The organism is Paenibacillus sp. E194, from assembly GCF_000935845.1.
GTDB classification, from domain to species: domain Bacteria; phylum Bacillota; class Bacilli; order Paenibacillales; family Paenibacillaceae; genus Paenibacillus_B; species Paenibacillus_B alvei_B.
In genome coordinates this window covers 1-16,613 of sequence record NZ_JMDX01000136.1, presented here as the reverse complement: position 1 = coordinate 16,613, position 16,613 = coordinate 1, and the positions used below count along the sequence as shown (strand labels likewise).

Here is a 16,613-nt window from a genome sequence, read left to right as displayed (position 1 = left end):
GCTGACGGGGATCAAAGGGATCTCAGCGTTTATATGAAAGATAATCGGCATCACTATTATATTTGGGTGGAGAAGGATCATTCCGTCGGTTTGTTGAGGAGAACCGTTGATGAAGGCTCTGTGTGGGAGGACATTACAGAAGAGTCTCAGGAAGAGCTCGTGGAGATTAGCGATTGCTGGACGATGTTGCTGACCTGCGTGAATATGGCTGAGCTTTATTTGCGCAACATTGAGGTGCAGGATGTGCAAGACATTTTACAGTACCCTGTCATTCAGTCAATGTCTTTGGAAGAGGCGGAGAATGACGGATTCTGGGACGGCTCAAAATGTTACACCTTCCGTCAAGCGCGTACAGACGAAGATGGAGACTACCTGAATGCCCGGATTGAAATCAAAACTCCTGATGGAGCGTATTATTTTTATTCACTGGATCATGGAAATTATGTTTCACGGCATTATCAGCCACCTGATCAATATGGCATGCAGGACATGTCCTTATTGGATCGGAGGCGCTGGGAGGCATCTGAGCGGTATTTTGCTGGATTCAAACAATTTATTGTTCAGAAAATATGAACTTCCCCTTTTCATTTCGTTACGATAAAAACTTATATTCTTTGCCGAAAGTTGAGCAATCAGATGGCATTTTATGTGACAGCTTCTATTGTGCCAACAACTTTTTGTAAGATATACGCGTATCTATTGTAGTATCAAATAATTTATCGTTAGAGGGTGAAAAAACTATGAAAATGAAACAATGGAAACATGCAGTCGCCATTATCGTTATCATGTCCGTACTTTTACCGCTGGGAGTTCAACAATCCGATGCGGCTGCCAAATACGTCGAGCTGGAATCGCAATGGGAAGACGGCCGTATCACTCATAGTGAAACGCTTCTTAAGGACGGAGTAACATACGGAAATTTTTTCACGCTGGGCAGCGATTCTGGTCTGGTTTGGGGGATGGAAAGTGACAATACGGCAGTTTTGAAAAAGGATAAGAAGCGCATTGTTGTACACATGGGAAGCAGAATGGCCGAAGTAGATGGTCGACAAGTGGATATGGGCAGAGAACCTGTATGGTATATTAGTCACCTTTATGTGCCGATTAGATTTCTCGCATCGGCTTTGGACGGGGAAGTGGCCAATCGAGACACGAAGACGGGGAAGGTAACCGTGACGGGACTCAACAATTATACGGATACTTTTTATGGCAGCGCGATGGGATACAATTATATGATTCGTACAGCAAAAGGCGATCTGGAGATTACGAATGTGTATACGGGACAAAAGAATTCGATTCCGTTAGGCATAAAAGACATTAATGTGAATACTCATCATCTCACCGTGAACTTCAAGTGGACTGACAAGAATCTACTTATCGTAATCATTGAATATGCGAATCGGAAGAGTGGAGACAATGATCTGTATACGTTAGTATTCAAGGATCAAGGGCTGATTCGCAAATCCGTTGCTCACGGGTTAAAGGAGAAGCATGAAATCTTGAAGTCAGACGGTACAATTCAACTCATTGATGACAAAAATATGCGTATTATTGAGGATGGAACCGGCAAAGTACTTGAAGTGATTGCTCGATAAAATGGCTGCTATGCATTAACAAAAAACACCGAACTTTGTGCCGTATGACAATTCAGTCATATCGGCACTTTTTTTGATTTGAATCGTTTTAAAACATTTATAAACACTTACATGATCGAAAGATGATGCAGAAACAAAGAAATCGTGACAGATAGACTAGGCTTATTGAAGGATTTGACGCTAGAAAATAGGTATGCAATTATCGTTGCAAATGATAATCAATATCATATATTATGGGGGTATAAATCTTTCAACACAGAGTGAAAGTGAAGGGGAGAGCAAGACGGTGAAATTGAATGAGCAAGCTTTACTATGGAACCAAGCATTCATCAAGATTATAGATGTACGGCATACAATAATGAAGCAAGGCGAGGAGTTGCTTGCGTACAGAATGCCCTCAAGCGCTTTCTTATATGTAATTAGAGGCAGCGCACAGCTCCAACTGGACGGCATTGCACACCACGTCAGCCGGTTTTCCTTGATCCATGGAGGTAAGGGAGTCTATCTTGATATTACTGCGGATGAGCTCCTGGACTATTATATGATTTTATATAAAGCGGTGCTGGCGCTGCCAGCCCGTCAAGAAACGGTCAAGTTGATGGAGGAGCACAATCCGTTTCAAATGCAATATGTGTTTAAGCCTCATTACCCGATCTCCGTCTTCCATCATGTCACCGCCATGAGCAAGGAGTGGCATCATTCGGATTTCATAGAGAAACTTCAAGTTAAAGCGATATTTTATCAAATGGTCTATGAAATACTAGAGCAGATGGAACGACAGAATGTCATAGCCGTCAAGCCTGACCTCGTGGCCCAAGCGGTACGCTATATTCATGAGCGCTATCGGGAGCCGATTACGCTTGAGGCGCTGCTTGAACATCTTGATTGCAGCTCCAGACAGCTGCTGCGCGTCTTCAAGAAGCAAGTTAGAACGAGCCCGATCGATTATTTGATTTACAATTACGGATGAGCAAGGCGAAGCAGTTACTTCTATCCACAGATTTCACCTTGAAGGAAATTGCAGAGAGCGTAGGTTATACCGATAGCTATTATTTTAGCCGTATCTTCAAGAAATACGAAGGTGCTTCTCCTACTAGCTTTAAAGAAGCTGCATTGCAGCAGGAGCAGCGTCGAAATAATCCATCCGTTGTGTCCAGATCTCCCATTGCTGCTAGAAGGCAGCAGCGTTATATTGGTAATGAGTATGAGAATCATTATCATCAAAAGAGAGAAGGGGTATTACCGATGTATCGTAAGTCCAGAACAGCAATGGCAGCAACCTTATTATTTTGTTTCACTCTCTTGTTGAGCGCATGCACGACAGGGGGAACGAACGCCACATCGGCAAACAGTGGCTCGCCCAGAAGTAACGTAGCAGCTTCCACAAGTCCGGCTGCAAGCAATGAGACAAGAGTAATTAAGCATGCGATGGGGAAGAAACGCTCACCGGTACCCCTGAACGTATTGTTATATTGACCAATGAAGGAACGGAGGCGCTGTTGGCAGTTGGCATTAAACCAGTCGGAGCTGTTCAGTCTTGGATTGGCGATCCTTGGTACGACCATATCAAACAAGAGATGGAAGGGGTCACCGTTGTCGGAGACGAGCTGCAGCCGAATCTTGAAATAATCGCGAGTCTCAAGCCGGATCTGATTATCGGCAATAAGGTCAGACAGGAGAAAATTTACGACCAATTAAAGCAAATTGCTCCGACGATATTCTCCGAAGATCTGGCGGGAGATTGGAAAATCAATTTCAAGCTCTACTCCGAAGCTTTAAACAAGCAGGCAGAAGGAGAGCAAAAGATGGCGGCCTTTGACAAACGTGTCGAGGAAGTCAAGGCAAAACTGGGCAACAAAGCGGAAACGAAAGTATCAGTGGCCCGCTTCTCTGCCAAACAAGTTCGTATCTATCAGAAGCAAACGTTCTCCGGTGTGCTATTGAGCCAATTAGGCATTGCCCGCCCAGAATCGCAGGATAAAGACTCCTTTATGGAAGTCATGTCCAAAGAGACGATACCTAGCATGGACGGCGATGTGCTCTTCTACTTCGTATCGGAGGTTCCAGGCAAGAACGATGCGGCGAAGGTTGTGGAGGAGTGGAAAAAAGATCCGCTGTTCCAGAACTTGAGTGTTACCAAGAACAACAAAATTATTCAAGTCGATGAAGCCATTTGGAACTCGGCAGGCGGATATGAAGCAGCCAATCTGCTGCTGGACGAACTTATTAAGTACTTTGATGTAAAGTAATAAAGGCGTATCGAATCAACAAGCTGACGCTGTATTCGCGTCAGCTTGTTGGCGATTTTGGCAGTTTCGTTGTTAGGGCTGCCAATGAAAAGGAGGCACGGTGCAGGCATGAATGGTTCTTTCCTAATGCGAAGCAGCAAGCGAAAGCTCGCCGGCCTAGCTGTCAGCGCGATCCTGCTGCTGATTAGTATGTTGTGCAGTGTATTGTACGGTCTTCATCACTTCGGGTTGAAAGACTTGTGGCAGGCCTACAGTCAATTCGACGGGTCCAATGAGCATCTTATTCTGACGACGGCTCGCGTACCCCGAACCTTAGTTGCGGCTCTGGTAGGAGCAAGCTTAGCCGTAGCAGGGGCGATTATGCAGGTTCTAACAAGAAATCCGCTGGCTTCGCCCTCTGTCTTTGGCGTAAATGCAGGGGCAGTGCTATTTATTGTCATCGGGCTGCTCGCATACGGTTCCTCGTTAACGATGAGCGGTATGGTTTGGCTTGCTTTCGCAGGCGCGGTCGCAACATCGGTGGCCGTCTATACGCTAGGCATGCAAGGAGGCGGGTTCGAGCCAGTAAAGCTGACCTTGGCTGGCGCTTGTATGGCTGCTTTCACTTCTTCTATTACATCCGGCATTATGCTCATTGATAAGCAGTCGCTTGAATCTGCCCTGTTCTGGATGATCGGCTCCGTGGAAGGAAGAAATGTGGAGCATTTGCTGATGGTACTGCCCTATATGGTAATAGGGTTAGCTATCTCATTACTATTGGCGGGCTCTTTAAATATTATGGCGCTTGGAGAAGATAGCGCAAGAAGCTTAGGACAGCGGTTGACCCTGGTGCGTGTCCTATCGGCTGCGGCAATCGTACTGCTCGCTGGGAGCTCGGTAGCAGCAGCTGGTCCGATTGCTTTTGTCGGGCTTATCGTCCCTCACTTGTGCAGATACATCATTGGACATGATTTCAAGTGGCTGCTTCCTTATACCGCACTAGTCGGCGCAATTCTTCTGGTGTCTGCAGATTTAGCATCACGCTTTATTCTAGAAACCAAAGAAGTTCCGGTAGGCGTCGCAACGGCGATTATCGGAGTTCCCTTTCTGATTTATGTGGCCAGGAGGAAACAGCATGCTTAACCCGCGTACAGCGAAATATACAATCATATTTATCGCTTTAACCTTTATCGTTGCTGCCTTGTCGCTTCTTAGTTTATCGGTCGGGGGGTTGGTGTTCCTCTAGAAGAGGTGCTTGCTTCTCTTGCCGGGCGAAATGCGGAAGCCAGCAACCTGATCATCATGCAGTTCCGTCTGCCTCGAATAACAGCCGCTATTCTCATTGGTGCAGCATTGGCAGCAGCCGGAGCGCTATTGCAGGGCGTCATTCGCAATCCGCTCGCTTCTCCCGATTTGCTTGGTGTAACGGGTGGTGCGTCGGCAGCAGTGGTTGCTTTCATGACTTTCGTGACGGGCTACAGCATTCACTGGGTACCGTTCATTGCGATCGGCGGCGCGTTGGTTACGGCTACCATCAATTATGTATTGGCTTGGAAAAAAGGGGTGTCGCCGTTCCGGCTGGTGCTGATCGGCATTGGCATTTCAACCGCAATGGGGGCGCTCACTACGTTCCTGCTCATTAGCGGTCCGGCGTATTTGGCCGCGCAAGTGTTGAATTGGATGACGGGAAGCATTTATGGTACCAATTGGGCCTATATCGAAGTGCTCTGGCCGTGGGTAGCGATATTCATTCCTTTGTCACTGCTAATGGCGAAGGAATTAAATGTGCAATCTTTAGGCGAGGATGTCGCTCGAGGGCTTGGAAATAGGCTTCAGCTCAGCCGGATGATTCTCTTATTTTATAGCGTTGCGCTTGCCGGCGCAGCGGTTGGTGTAGCCGGTACGATCTCGTTCATCGGGTTAATGGCGCCGCATATTGCGAGAAGACTTGTCGGAAATTGTTACAAGCTGATCATCCCGGTATCCGCGTTTATAGGTGCGATTATTCTACTGCTGGCGGATTTGGCAGGAAGAATGCTTTTTCAGCCGCTGGATATTCCGGCTGGCGTATTCACAGCAGGCATTGGCGCTCCATTCTTCATGTACTTGCTATTTAAACGCAAGAGGACTTAGCTCACCTTTCATCTCAGATAGAGATAGGGGAGGGGAATAATGGAAGGCTCATTGAGTATGCTCCTGGCTAGATCATAGACTCGCTACTGAGACGAATAGAGTCCTTGAGTGGAGAGCAAAGAGGCTTAAGGTTTTAGCATTTCTACTTACTAGGAAGCTGTATACTTTAGGCCTCTTTGTGTTTATTCTCTGGTTTGAGTGACTCCTTTTAGCCGAGAACAGAATCGATGTTTAGAACATTCAAAAATATCTCTTTAAGGTCGGCCCAATTGAGCTAACCGAGGGGACGGATTTGCTTTCGGGGATTATCGATCTTTTTGATGAGGGAGCGGCCTTGGGGAAAGGTGTGCTCGAAGTGACGGGCAGTGACGTAGCGGCTTTCTGCGACGATCTAATCAAAGAATTCAAAAACTTACGCTGACATCTATCATGAATCTGTTGGCCAAAAAGGTAACAACAGGAATTTTCTATAATGCCCCCAAACACAAAACTACAATTCTATAGGGTGTAGTTTGGGCGGGGATACTCTTTGTGCTAGGTCCATAAATAACAATTAGATCTCGGTTCGCAGGGGTTCCTGAAAAGTGTTGCCCATTTGTTAGTACGATTTGAGTATATGGAGAAATGATTAATCGTAATCGTCCATCACTACTCTCTAACTCAGTATTAAAATAATCTACTTTTACATTCTGATAGGGGCTATTTTTTACCATGACAATTGCTTGATATTGTGGAGGGTAAATTAGAGGTGCAGGTGCATTTCCGTCATAATATCCAGTCACTTGATCTCCTACTGACACCATTACATGGTCTACAAAATAAGTTTTGGGCGACACCACGAAATTTACGATTTCCCCCACCCCGTTGTCAACAGATATTAATTTATAACATCCTTCGCCATTTTGACCTGTAAAAAAATCATTAATCATAGTGATAGTCCCGTGAAAAGAATAAAAATTTGTCATTACAAATACCTCCTTTTGCTGTATAAAGATAACGCACTATTTGTAAAGTCAAATATCCTGTATGTACAGTATGTAGGTTAATAACTATATGATTGTGCAGATGCCCATATAGGAGATTCCTCGTGTTGTGCTAACATCTATTAGCCTTGTAACATACCTTGATGATTCCAACCACTCCACACTTATTAGAGGAACTAATCTTTAACTTTACAGGAGCGGCTTTTTGTTTTAATGGTATAAGTTCATGTCCCGAGCTAAGGATAAGAACTTGTATTCATAGCCGATTAGATACCTGCATAAAAAATATAAGCGGTATTATTTAAGTCTTATTGTTCAGAGGGAAAATCCTTTAAAGAAAAGTGCTAATTCATGACACTCCGCTAACACGACTCCAATATTGACGAAACTCTATTATGCTTATCTATATAGATTCCTCCATATGAGACATGATTCAATCCCCTCCAAGCTTTACCCATAGACGTACTTACTTGGTTTTTGATCCCTAATTAGTTGCGCGCTATGAATGTCAGCATTCATCAGCAGTTTATTAGCTGATTCTATATAGTAGAGCAGAGTTGCTCTCGCTTAATTTCCCCTTCCCACGAAGATTTCCAACCCGCTTGTTTACGCTTCTCACGATGTGATTAGGTATTGTTTTTCATGACTTTGTACGAGTATATAAGCTCTAAGGAGTTTGTATAAATCGCTTTAAAAAGGAGCGGGTACCCACACATTAACGGTTGTGCACAGCTTTGGCAGGATCCTATTCTAGAGAGGAGGCAGCTCACAAGATCGCGATAAAGATGGTGTCGAAAAACAAAAGGCACATATGACCAAACCAAATCATGGGAGGTAATGTGATGATGATTCAAACCCGTTTGGATTCCCGGTTCATCATGCGATTAATGCTGATTGGCGGCGGATTGCTGCTCGTATTCGCTTGTATGTTCACGTTCTCGAAGACCTTGTCAGCCCACGGATATATTAATGATCCGGCCAGCCGCGCGATCCAGTGTAAAAACGGATTAAATACCAACTGCGGCCCGATCGTCTATGAGCCTCAGAGCCTGGAGGGGCCGAAAGGTTTTCCTGCTGCCGGACCCCCTGACGGCAAAATCGCCAGCGCCGGCCTTGCCGGCTTCGCTCCGCTTGACCAGCAATCAGCTACTCGCTGGAACAAGGTGAGCATGAAGAGCGGCACCAACAACTTTACTTGGATTTTTACCGCTCGTCATGCCACGACAAGCTACCGGTATTTCATCACCAAGCCGGATTGGAATCCCAATGCACCGTTGACCCGTGCCCAATTTGATCTGACACCGTTCTGTACGATTAACGGGAATGGCCAGCAGCCGCCGGCCACGTTAACTCAAACCTGCAATGTGCCGCAAAGAGACGGTTACCATGTGATCCTCGGCGTGTGGGATATCGCGGATACCCAAAATGCCTGGTACATCGTCATCGATGCCCAATTCGGTCCTGGCGACAGCGTTGCGCCTACGGCGCCGACTAATTTGGCAGTCAGCAATGTTGGAACAACGACGGCTACACTGACTTGGGGGGCCTCGACAGACAACATTGCCGTCACGGGATACGAGGTGTACAACGGCGCCAATGTCATCGCCACTGTTCCTGCCAATCAGACGAGCGCCAATCTCACCAATCTATTGGCAGGCACGACTTATAACCTAGCTGTGAAGGCGTTCGACGCTTCCGGCAATCGGTCGCCGCTCAGCAATAGTGTCCAGTTTACGACCACGAAGTTGCCGATTGACGTGACGCCGCCGACCAATCCGACCGGCCTGCATGTGATGGGCACCCCGACGTCAACGTCAGTCACGTTGATGTGGAATGCATCCACAGATGATTCCGGCATCGCTGGTTACCGGATTTACAACGGCAGCACGGTGATCGCTACTGTCACTGGAACGGCAACCGAGAAGGTCGTTACCGGTTTGTCGCCGAACACGCAATATACGTTTACGGTTCGTGCTTACGACCCGTCGAACAACGAATCTGGCGACAGCAATGCCGTGACGGTATCAACGCCTGACGGTCCGAGTGCAACGCCATGGGCTCCAAATACCGCATATGCGGTCAATGCGCTTGTGTCCTATAACGGCAAGGTGTACAAATGCGTCCAGAACCATACCTCATTGCCGGGTTGGGAGCCGAGCAACGTGCCCGCGCTCTGGCAGCTGCAACCGTAAACCCAGGCTTTAAAAGAGCTGGAATCCCGCCGTTTGCAAAGAGCGGCGGGATTATTTTTCATGATAGATTCGATCGAATGGATTCCATGCAATGATTCTACCATTTGGTACAAAGAAAGTGCTTGTCGAGTTCACTCTATAAAAAAAGGAGCTTGAGACGGTATGAAAAGAAAAATCGCGTCTATCGCTTTCATGTTTGTCCTGCTGTTCAGTTCTGCTTCCACTGGTTTGGCCGCCTCAAGCGGACCGGGTACAGGCAACAATACTTGGGCGCCGATTCAAGCACATGGCAATATTTATATCGAAGGCAACTTCATAAACAACGGGCAGATCAGCCTCGGGGTTAATTTTAATCTGTACCAGGTTACCCCGACCGGAGATGTGCTGGTAGGGAGTAATTCGACGAATACTATTGCGGCCGGTCAATATGCACGTCTCAAGGTTCCTTTGGCTTCGAATCAACCCGATGGACAGTATAGACTTGTCTTAAGCTCACCGGGTGATTTCACCGTCGTTGCCTATCTGGGCTACAATTAAACGTTAAAAAACCTCCTTGGCCACTTTGCTCCTTACGGTGGCGATGGAGGTTTTTCTTATTTTTAATAAATAATCAGTTGCTTATATAAGTGGATGATTATATAATAAGCATGAAATCAAGGAGGTGCACCGAAACATGATGATCTCAATAGAGGAAATGGCCGAACAGTTTAAGTTGTTAGGTGATAAAACTCGACTTAAAATTGTTTCACTTTTATCTCTACAACAAATGTGCGTTTGTCATTTAGTTGAGCTACTGCAATCGACTCAACCGAATATTAGCCAGCATCTTCGTAAATTAAAGGACGCCGGTTTAGTGGTAGAAGAAAGAAGAGGACAGTGGATTTATTACTCTCTTTCGATTGAAGATAAACCTCATTTAAAAGAAGCAATTGTATATTTGCCAAAGGTAGAGGAAGAAGAGCAAGAAAAGATAAACGCGATGGTATGTGAATAAGGAGTGTGGATGCCATGAGTCAAGGTAACACCAAGAGACTCTCTTTTCTGGATCGCTATCTCACTTTTTGGATCTTTGGGGCAATGGCCATTGGATTAGGATTAGGATATCTGGTGCCTAATTTCTCCGAAGTGCTTTCCAGCATGCAAATTGGAACGACTTCGGTACCGCTTGCTATAGGTCTAATTGTGATGATGTATCCGCCGCTTGCAAAAGTGAAGTATGAAAAGCTTGGACGGGTGTTTAAGGATTGGAAGGTACTCCTTCTGTCCTTAGTACAGAACTGGATTATCGGTCCGATTCTGATGTTCTTCTTAGCCATTTTGTTTCTAAGTGATATGCCTGAATACATGATCGGACTAATCATGATTGGGCTTGCAAGATGTATTGCGATGGTCTTGGTATGGAGTGATCTGGCTAAGGGAGATCCTGAATACACAGCAGGTCTTGTTGCATTCAACTCGATCTTTCAGATCCTGTTTTATTCCGTTTTTACGTATGTGTTTATTACGGTGCTACCAGGCTGGTTTGGGGTTGAAGGCGCGGTTGTTGATGTCTCCATGGGACAGATTGCAGAGAGCGTATTGATCTATTTAGGGATTCCGTTTGCAGCAGGGTTACTGACACGTGTGATTGGTATCAAGCTTAAGGGTCAACAGTGGTACGAACAAGTGTTGATTCCGAAGATAAGTCCACTCGCACTTATTGCACTATTATTTACGATCGTCTTAATGTTCACGCTTAAAGCAGAATTGATCGTCGAGTTGCCGCTTGATGTAGTGCGAATTGCGATTCCAATGATCATTTACTTTGTCGTGATGTTCTTAGTATCCTTCTTCTTATCGAAAAAGTCAGGAACCTCATATCCAGTGGCTTCATCTTTATCTTTCACGGCTGCAAGCAATAACTTTGAACTAGCGATAGCTGTAGCGATTGGTGTGTTCGGTCTGGATTCAGGAGTTGCATTCGCCGCGGTAATTGGTCCACTCGTTGAAGTACCCGTACTGATTGGGCTTGTAAATGTGTCGCTTTGGATTAAGCGGAAGTATTTCGAGCCTGCACTAAATAGTTAAGAACTAGGAGAGATTATGGATGAGTAAACCATTGATGTATTTCCTTTGCACAGGAAACTCTTGTCGGAGCCAGATAGCAGATGGATGGCTGAAAGCGTTAGGTAGCGCTCAATACGAAGTCAAGAGTGCAGGGTTAGAGGCGCATGGTTTGAATCCAAGAGCGGTTCAAGTGATGAATGAAGCTGGAATTGATATATCGGACCACACCTCTGATGTGATCGATCCTGAGATTCTGGGTCGTGCTGATTATGTCGTAACCCTCTGTGGGCATGCGGATGAGCACTGTCCTGTGATCTCGAATCCTCGAGTGGTGAAATGGCATTGGGGATTTGATGACCCGGCAAAAGCCGTTGGAACTGAAGAGGAAATCATGGCTCAATTCCGCGAGGTGCGTGATACAATCAAAGCCAGAATCGAATATTTCCTAGCAGAAGGAAAATAATTAGCGCTTTGAACCGACCCTTGTGGTCGGTTTTTACTTAGAGCATGAAGGAGTACAGCATGAAAGGCACAACTGATTTAACCAAAGGCAAGATTATGCCGACTTTGATGAAACTATCCCTTCCGATCATAGCAACCAACTTCATCTCCACGACTTATGGACTTGTCGATATGATGTGGGTTGGCCGGCTCGGAAGTGGTCCTGTTACAGCAATTGGGACGGCGAGCTTCTTTATTAATCTAGCGATCGCTTTGGCCACGATGATTACCATCGGAACGGGAATAAAGGTATCCCATTGCATGGGGGCAGGCGAGGGCGATAAAGCTAAGACCTATATCAAAAATGGATTCATCATGTCAGTCTTGCTAGGTCTTCTTTATATGGCATTCGTCTTTTTGACAAAAGATCAGCTTATCGGGTTCTTTGATTTAGGTAGTGATGAAGTTGAGTTGATGGCGAAGCAGTTCTTATTGATCTCCATCTTGGGTACTGTCTTTTCGGTCGTAAATATGTTGTTCGCGACCATATTGAATGCGATGGGAAACAGCAAACAACCGTTTCATATCTTCACGGTCGGTCTTGTTCTTAATATCATTCTCGATCCTTTTCTGATTTTTGGTGTAGGATCTTTTAAAGGCTTGGGCGTTGTAGGGGCGGCTATTGCGACTTTGATGGCAAACCTTCTTGTGACGGTATTATTTATCATTCAAACAAAACATTCCGAGTTGATTACCAAGTCATCCGAATGGAATAGCCGCCTTATGAAAGAAGTCATTCGACTGGGGCTACCGATCACCATTCAACGGGTGACCTTCACATTGATTTCCATCATCATCGCGAAGATCATTGTGCGCTTTGGTTCGGATGCAATTGCGGTTCAAAAAGTCGGTATTCAGATTGAATCAATCTCCTACATGACTATAGGAGGGCTACAAGGCGCAATCGCTGCTTTCTTCGGACAAAACTATGGAGCGCGTCGATTAGATCGTATCCGGGAGGGATATCAACAAGCTTTGCTGCTGACATCGGGATTCGGTATCTTTATTTCGATCATCTTTATTCTATACCCTGGGCAGCTTTTCTCTGTATTTTTAGCTGATGAGGCGAGTTTAGCGTTAGGGACGGATTATATGCGAATCATTGGTTATTCCCAACTGTTTATGTGCATGGAGCTCATGACGGTAGGTGCCTTTAACGGAATCGGGAAAACCCATATCCCACCGATTTTCAGTATTACCTTTACAGCATTACGAATACCGCTAGCTCTGATTCTATCCGCACCATTCGGCTTGAACGGGGTGTGGATGTCTATAGCATTAAGCAGTGTGTTCAAGGGAATCGTTTTGGTCCTCTGGTTTAGAAGATCGCTACGTAAAATGAAAGTCCCTCAAACCGTGGTTTAACATAAGTAAGAAGGAAGGTCCAACATGTGAATTTGTTAAATCGAGAAATCATACAACAGATCATCAATAAATCATTAAATAAGGATTTGTTTCGAGGTCAATTTGGCTTAGAGAAAGAGAATGTTAGGGTAGATCATGATGGTAAATTGGCACTAACCCCACATCCTAAGGCGTTTGGGAGCAAAACTGAGAATCCCTATATCCAAACCGACTTTTCGGAGAGTCAGATCGAGATGATAACCCCATCTTTTGACTCGATTGAAGAGACATATCGGTTCATGGAAGCCCTCCAGGATATTGTGTCAATAGAGCTTGATGGAGAGTACTTGTGGCCAAGCAGTAATCCTCCAATCTTACCCGATGAAAAAGAGATTCCTATTGCCAAGATGAATGATCCGATCGCGGATGAGTACCGCCATGAATTAGCAGATAAGTATGGCCGTAAAAGGCAACTGCTGAGTGGAATCCATTATAATTTCTCGTTTGATGAACGATTCTTACGAAAGTTACATGAAATAATAGGTCAAGGTGAAGTCTTCAAAGATTTCAAGGATGCGATTTACTTTAAGATCGCACGCAACCTGCTTCGGTACCGTTGGTTGCTCATCTATCTAACAGGTGCAAGTCCAGTCTTTGATAAGACCTATATCAACAAGTGTGTGTCATTAGGCCATTCAGATGATAACAAGAGCTACTACTTCCCGAATATGAATTCTCTGCGGAATAGTGTATGTGGCTATCGGAATGAAAAACCGTTCTATGTATCCATTGATTCAACACATGATTACGTACAGGATTTGAATACGTTAATTCAGCAGGGCGAATTGCTAAGTGAAAAGGAATTCTACAGCCCCGTTCGCTTGAAAACAGCCAAAGGGTTGAATCCCTTGCAAGAACTTGTAGAAGACGGGGTAGCTTACTTAGAGCTGCGCTTGATTGATCTCAATCCACTACATAAGATTGGGATCAGTAAAGATACGATGTATGTTATCCACCTATTCATTCTCTTTATGCTACTCAAAGAAGATGAGCCTTTCGGAATGGAAGACCAGAAGATGGCGGATCTCAATCATGATCAGATGATCGCGGAAGGCATTGAAGGGAACTTACATGATTCTAGGGGCTCCCGTAGCACGATGAAGGAGATGGCACTTACTTGTATCCGTGAAATGCAAGAAATGTTGCAACTCTTGAATCCTCACGGGGAAGAGTTGATCCAAATCCTTGATGGGGAGATGCAAAAAATCCTTTATCCCGAATTGTGCTTTGCCTACAGGATTAAGTCGGATATTCAGAAATCCACGTACATGAAATATCATCTGGCTAAAGCCAAAGTTTATGCCGAAGAGAGCGAGAAAAGTGGGTACCGCTTTGTTGGATATGAAGATTTAGAATTATCTACTCAACTGCTTCTAAAGGCAGCCGTGAAACGTGGGTTTACGTTCAAATTAATTGACCGTGATGAGAACTTCGTACTGCTTACGAAGGGAGACCACAAGGAATATGTAAAGCAGGCTACCAAGACGTCGCTAGACTCCTACAGTACGGTATTGATCATGGAGAATAAAATAGTGACGAAAGAAGTTCTTAAGGAGCGTGGTATTCGAGTACCAAATGGGGATGCCTTCCGTAGTCAGGAAGAGGCATTCGCTGCCTATGAGACGTACCGTGACAAAGCTATCGTCATTAAACCGAAGTCCACCAACTTTGGATTGGGTATCACCATCTTTAATCGTGAGTTCTCAGAAGAGGATTATAAGAAAGCATTTGAGATGGCGTTTAAACACGATCAGACCGTTCTGCTTGAAGAATTCATGACAGGTAAAGAATATCGTTTCCTGGTTATGGGCGATGAAGTTGTAGGGGTACTGCATCGCGTACCAGCCAATGTCGTGGGTGATGGAATTCACACGATTGAGCAGCTCGTCCATGAAAAGAATAAAGATCCGCTTCGTGGGCGCGGTTATAAGACGCCCTTGGAGAAGATCCAGCTAGGTGAAGCAGAGACCATGTTCTTAAAGAATCATAACCATTTATGGAGTGAGATTCCTTCCTTAGGTCAAGTCGTCTATTTACGGGAAAACTCCAATATCAGTACAGGTGGAGACAGTATTGACTATACCGATGATATTCCAGAAAGCTATAAGACATTAGCCATTGAATCAGCAAAGGCTGCAGGTGCAACTTTCTGTGGAGTAGATATGATGATTGATGACATAACTTCTGAAGCATCCGATTCTAATTACAGTATCATTGAGATCAACTTTAACCCAGCCATTCATATCCATTGCTACCCATATAAGGGGGAGAACCGTAAGGCAGATGAGAAAATTCTCGATTTGCTGTTTGGGAAAGTGGAAAATTAATTACGACGAGACAACGCCACGCATTAATGCAGTAAGCTCCTGAGGGTCTATATCTTCAGGAGCTTTTACCTTATAAGTAAGGCAACTTCCATGACTCCCACATGATTTCAACACAATCTGAATCTAAAATTAAGATATAACAGCACTTTAGGATATGGAGGAGAAATAGATGATGTGGTTATTATTATTAGCTTGTCCACTGATGATGATTGTAATGATGCTTGGTATGCGTGGAGTTCATGGACACGGCCATTGCAATCATGGGAAGGGGGAACAAGAAGAAGTACAAAGATTGCAAAAAGAGCTTGAGGAATTAAAATCTCAGAATGATCAATTAAAAATTGATATGCAAAAATTGAATAGATAAGTTTGTCGTTTAGAAGGAGGAATGAAAAATGTTTAGTTGCGGAAATCATAATCATAAAACAGGGTATGACGACAGAGGTATCCGATCTTGGTAACCATTCAATATCACACAATTGGATAAGAACGTTGTGTTGTGTGTTGATTGAATAGTTAACATCCTTTACATTGGGATTAGGATTTGTAGAAGCGGGTGAGCAATATGTCAGAATCTAGGGTGCTTGTAGTAGATGACGAATGGAATATGCGTAATTTGCTGCGCATTTATCTCTTAAAGGAAGGCTTTGAGGTTAAGGAAGCCTCATCTGGTTATGAGGCGTTGTCCATCATGAAGCAGATTGCATTTGATCTTGTCATTTTGGATGTCATGATGCCGGGAATGGAGGGCTGGGAGGTTTGTAAAGCAATACGTGAAACCGAAACAATACCTATCCTCATGCTCACGGCTCGCTCTGATACAAAGGATAAAGTACATGGACTAGGAATTGGAGCTGATGATTACGTAACAAAGCCTTTTGAACCTGAAGAGTTAGTGGCGCGTGTATTTTCCTTGTTAAGGCGTTCAATGATCAACCAATCGCAGAAGTTTCAGCATACGATCATGAAATTTCACAATCTAAAAATAAACGCAGAAGCTCGCGAAGTTTATATTCATGAAAAAAGGATTGATTTTACGCCCAAAGAGTTTGATTTGTTCCTTTATCTAGCGAAAAATACGCAACGGTCTTTTCAACGAGAAGAGTTAGTTGAACAATTATGGGGTTATGAATATACCGGTGACACTCGTGCTGTTGATACCCATATAAAAAATATCCGAGAAAAACTGCAACGCGCAGGTCTA

16 protein-coding genes and 2 pseudogenes are annotated in these 16,613 nt (G+C 44.6%); 17 read left to right on the top strand and 1 reads right to left on the bottom strand.

Features of this window, described 5'->3' with window-relative positions; genetic code table 11:
• From AZ66_RS18225 to AZ66_RS18195, 8 genes and pseudogenes are all read left to right on the top strand, one after another.
• A pseudogene (locus tag AZ66_RS18225) lies at nt 1-573 on the top strand (hypothetical protein); the annotation flags it as partial.
• Nucleotides 574-740: 167 nt separating this feature from the next.
• The gene (locus AZ66_RS18220; protein WP_044356130.1) at nt 741-1,595 is read left to right on the top strand and encodes a stalk domain-containing protein; all 855 of its coding nucleotides are present in this window, start codon (nt 741-743) and stop codon (nt 1,593-1,595) included.
• A 286-nt stretch (nt 1,596-1,881) separates the two neighbouring features.
• Nucleotides 1,882-2,565: a helix-turn-helix domain-containing protein gene (locus tag AZ66_RS32825; RefSeq protein ID WP_052648620.1), complete on the top strand. Its 684-nt coding sequence runs from the start codon at nt 1,882-1,884 to the stop codon at nt 2,563-2,565.
• Nucleotides 2,562-3,071, top strand: coding sequence for a helix-turn-helix domain-containing protein (locus tag AZ66_RS33580; protein ID WP_331436917.1), 510 nt, complete (start codon nt 2,562-2,564; stop codon nt 3,069-3,071). The genes AZ66_RS32825 and AZ66_RS33580 overlap by 4 nt, the downstream gene beginning before the upstream one ends.
• Before the next feature lie 23 nt (nt 3,072-3,094).
• Complete coding sequence (locus AZ66_RS32815; RefSeq protein WP_331436916.1) at nt 3,095-3,844, top strand: ABC transporter substrate-binding protein; 750 nt, start codon at nt 3,095-3,097, stop codon at nt 3,842-3,844.
• Nucleotides 3,845-3,952: 108 nt separating this feature from the next.
• Nucleotides 3,953-4,966, top strand: coding sequence for a FecCD family ABC transporter permease (locus AZ66_RS18205; RefSeq protein ID WP_044356129.1), 1,014 nt, complete (start codon nt 3,953-3,955; stop codon nt 4,964-4,966).
• 108 nt (nt 4,967-5,074) lie between these two features.
• On the top strand, nt 5,075-5,956 hold the full coding sequence (locus AZ66_RS18200; protein WP_231586936.1) for a FecCD family ABC transporter permease: 882 nt from the start codon (nt 5,075-5,077) through the stop codon (nt 5,954-5,956).
• 238 nt (nt 5,957-6,194) lie between these two features.
• Nucleotides 6,195-6,429: pseudogene (locus tag AZ66_RS18195) on the top strand (DUF1048 domain-containing protein); the annotation flags it as partial.
• Here the strand turns inward: AZ66_RS18195 and AZ66_RS18190 are convergent.
• Nucleotides 6,424-6,921 (bottom strand): hypothetical protein, encoded by a 498-nt coding sequence (locus tag AZ66_RS18190; RefSeq protein ID WP_044356128.1) that lies wholly within the window; start codon nt 6,919-6,921, stop codon nt 6,424-6,426. The pseudogene AZ66_RS18195 and the gene AZ66_RS18190 sit on opposite strands and share 6 nt — an antisense overlap.
• An 863-nt stretch (nt 6,922-7,784) precedes the next feature.
• On the opposite strand from AZ66_RS18190, the gene AZ66_RS18185 reads away from it, so the two are divergent.
• The 9 genes from AZ66_RS18185 to AZ66_RS18145 all read left to right on the top strand — a co-directional run.
• Nucleotides 7,785-9,131, top strand: coding sequence for a lytic polysaccharide monooxygenase (locus AZ66_RS18185; protein WP_044356132.1), 1,347 nt, complete (start codon nt 7,785-7,787; stop codon nt 9,129-9,131).
• A gap of 162 nt (nt 9,132-9,293) precedes the next feature.
• Nucleotides 9,294-9,668: a hypothetical protein gene (locus AZ66_RS18180; RefSeq protein ID WP_044356127.1), complete on the top strand. Its 375-nt coding sequence runs from the start codon at nt 9,294-9,296 to the stop codon at nt 9,666-9,668.
• A 136-nt stretch (nt 9,669-9,804) separates the two neighbouring features.
• Complete coding sequence (locus AZ66_RS18175; RefSeq protein ID WP_197081732.1) at nt 9,805-10,125, top strand: ArsR/SmtB family transcription factor; 321 nt, start codon at nt 9,805-9,807, stop codon at nt 10,123-10,125.
• A 14-nt stretch (nt 10,126-10,139) separates the two neighbouring features.
• A complete protein-coding gene (arsB, locus tag AZ66_RS18170; RefSeq protein WP_044356126.1) occupies nt 10,140-11,198 on the top strand; it encodes an ACR3 family arsenite efflux transporter in 1,059 nt (352 codons plus the stop codon).
• Between the two features lie 19 nt (nt 11,199-11,217).
• Nucleotides 11,218-11,640: an arsenate reductase (thioredoxin) gene (gene arsC, locus AZ66_RS18165; protein ID WP_021261646.1), complete on the top strand. Its 423-nt coding sequence runs from the start codon at nt 11,218-11,220 to the stop codon at nt 11,638-11,640.
• A gap of 59 nt (nt 11,641-11,699) precedes the next feature.
• Entirely contained in the window at nt 11,700-13,043 is a 1,344-nt protein-coding gene (locus AZ66_RS18160) for an MATE family efflux transporter (protein WP_044356125.1), read from the top strand.
• A 26-nt stretch (nt 13,044-13,069) separates the two neighbouring features.
• Complete coding sequence (gene gshAB / locus AZ66_RS18155) at nt 13,070-15,409, top strand: bifunctional glutamate--cysteine ligase GshA/glutathione synthetase GshB (protein WP_044356124.1); 2,340 nt, start codon at nt 13,070-13,072, stop codon at nt 15,407-15,409.
• 169 nt (nt 15,410-15,578) lie between these two features.
• Nucleotides 15,579-15,776, top strand: coding sequence for a DUF2933 domain-containing protein (locus tag AZ66_RS18150; RefSeq protein WP_044356123.1), 198 nt, complete (start codon nt 15,579-15,581; stop codon nt 15,774-15,776).
• Nucleotides 15,777-15,974: 198 nt separating this feature from the next.
• Nucleotides 15,975-16,613, top strand: a 639-nt coding sequence (locus AZ66_RS18145) for a response regulator transcription factor (RefSeq protein WP_044356122.1), incomplete at its 3' end; no start/stop codon positions are given.

What these genes read in the sequence shown, in the direction of transcription:
- AZ66_RS18175 (WP_197081732.1), top strand. Translation starts at nt 9,805, where the DNA reads ATGATGATCTCAATAGAGGAAATGGCCGAACAGTTTAAGTTGTTAGGT.
- AZ66_RS18150 (WP_044356123.1), top strand. Translation starts at nt 15,579, where the DNA reads ATGATGTGGTTATTATTATTAGCTTGTCCACTGATGATGATTGTAATG.
- AZ66_RS33580 (WP_331436917.1), top strand. Translation starts at nt 2,562, where the DNA reads ATGAGCAAGGCGAAGCAGTTACTTCTATCCACAGATTTCACCTTGAAG.
- AZ66_RS18185 (WP_044356132.1), top strand. Translation starts at nt 7,785, where the DNA reads ATGATTCAAACCCGTTTGGATTCCCGGTTCATCATGCGATTAATGCTG.
- AZ66_RS18160 (WP_044356125.1), top strand. Translation starts at nt 11,700, where the DNA reads ATGAAAGGCACAACTGATTTAACCAAAGGCAAGATTATGCCGACTTTG.
- arsC (WP_021261646.1), top strand. Translation starts at nt 11,218, where the DNA reads ATGAGTAAACCATTGATGTATTTCCTTTGCACAGGAAACTCTTGTCGG.
- arsB (WP_044356126.1), top strand. Translation starts at nt 10,140, where the DNA reads ATGAGTCAAGGTAACACCAAGAGACTCTCTTTTCTGGATCGCTATCTC.
- AZ66_RS18180 (WP_044356127.1), top strand. Translation starts at nt 9,294, where the DNA reads ATGAAAAGAAAAATCGCGTCTATCGCTTTCATGTTTGTCCTGCTGTTC.
- AZ66_RS18220 (WP_044356130.1), top strand. Translation starts at nt 741, where the DNA reads ATGAAAATGAAACAATGGAAACATGCAGTCGCCATTATCGTTATCATG.
- AZ66_RS18205 (WP_044356129.1), top strand. Translation starts at nt 3,953, where the DNA reads ATGAATGGTTCTTTCCTAATGCGAAGCAGCAAGCGAAAGCTCGCCGGC.
- AZ66_RS18190 (WP_044356128.1), bottom strand. Translation starts at nt 6,921, where the DNA reads ATGACAAATTTTTATTCTTTTCACGGGACTATCACTATGATTAATGAT.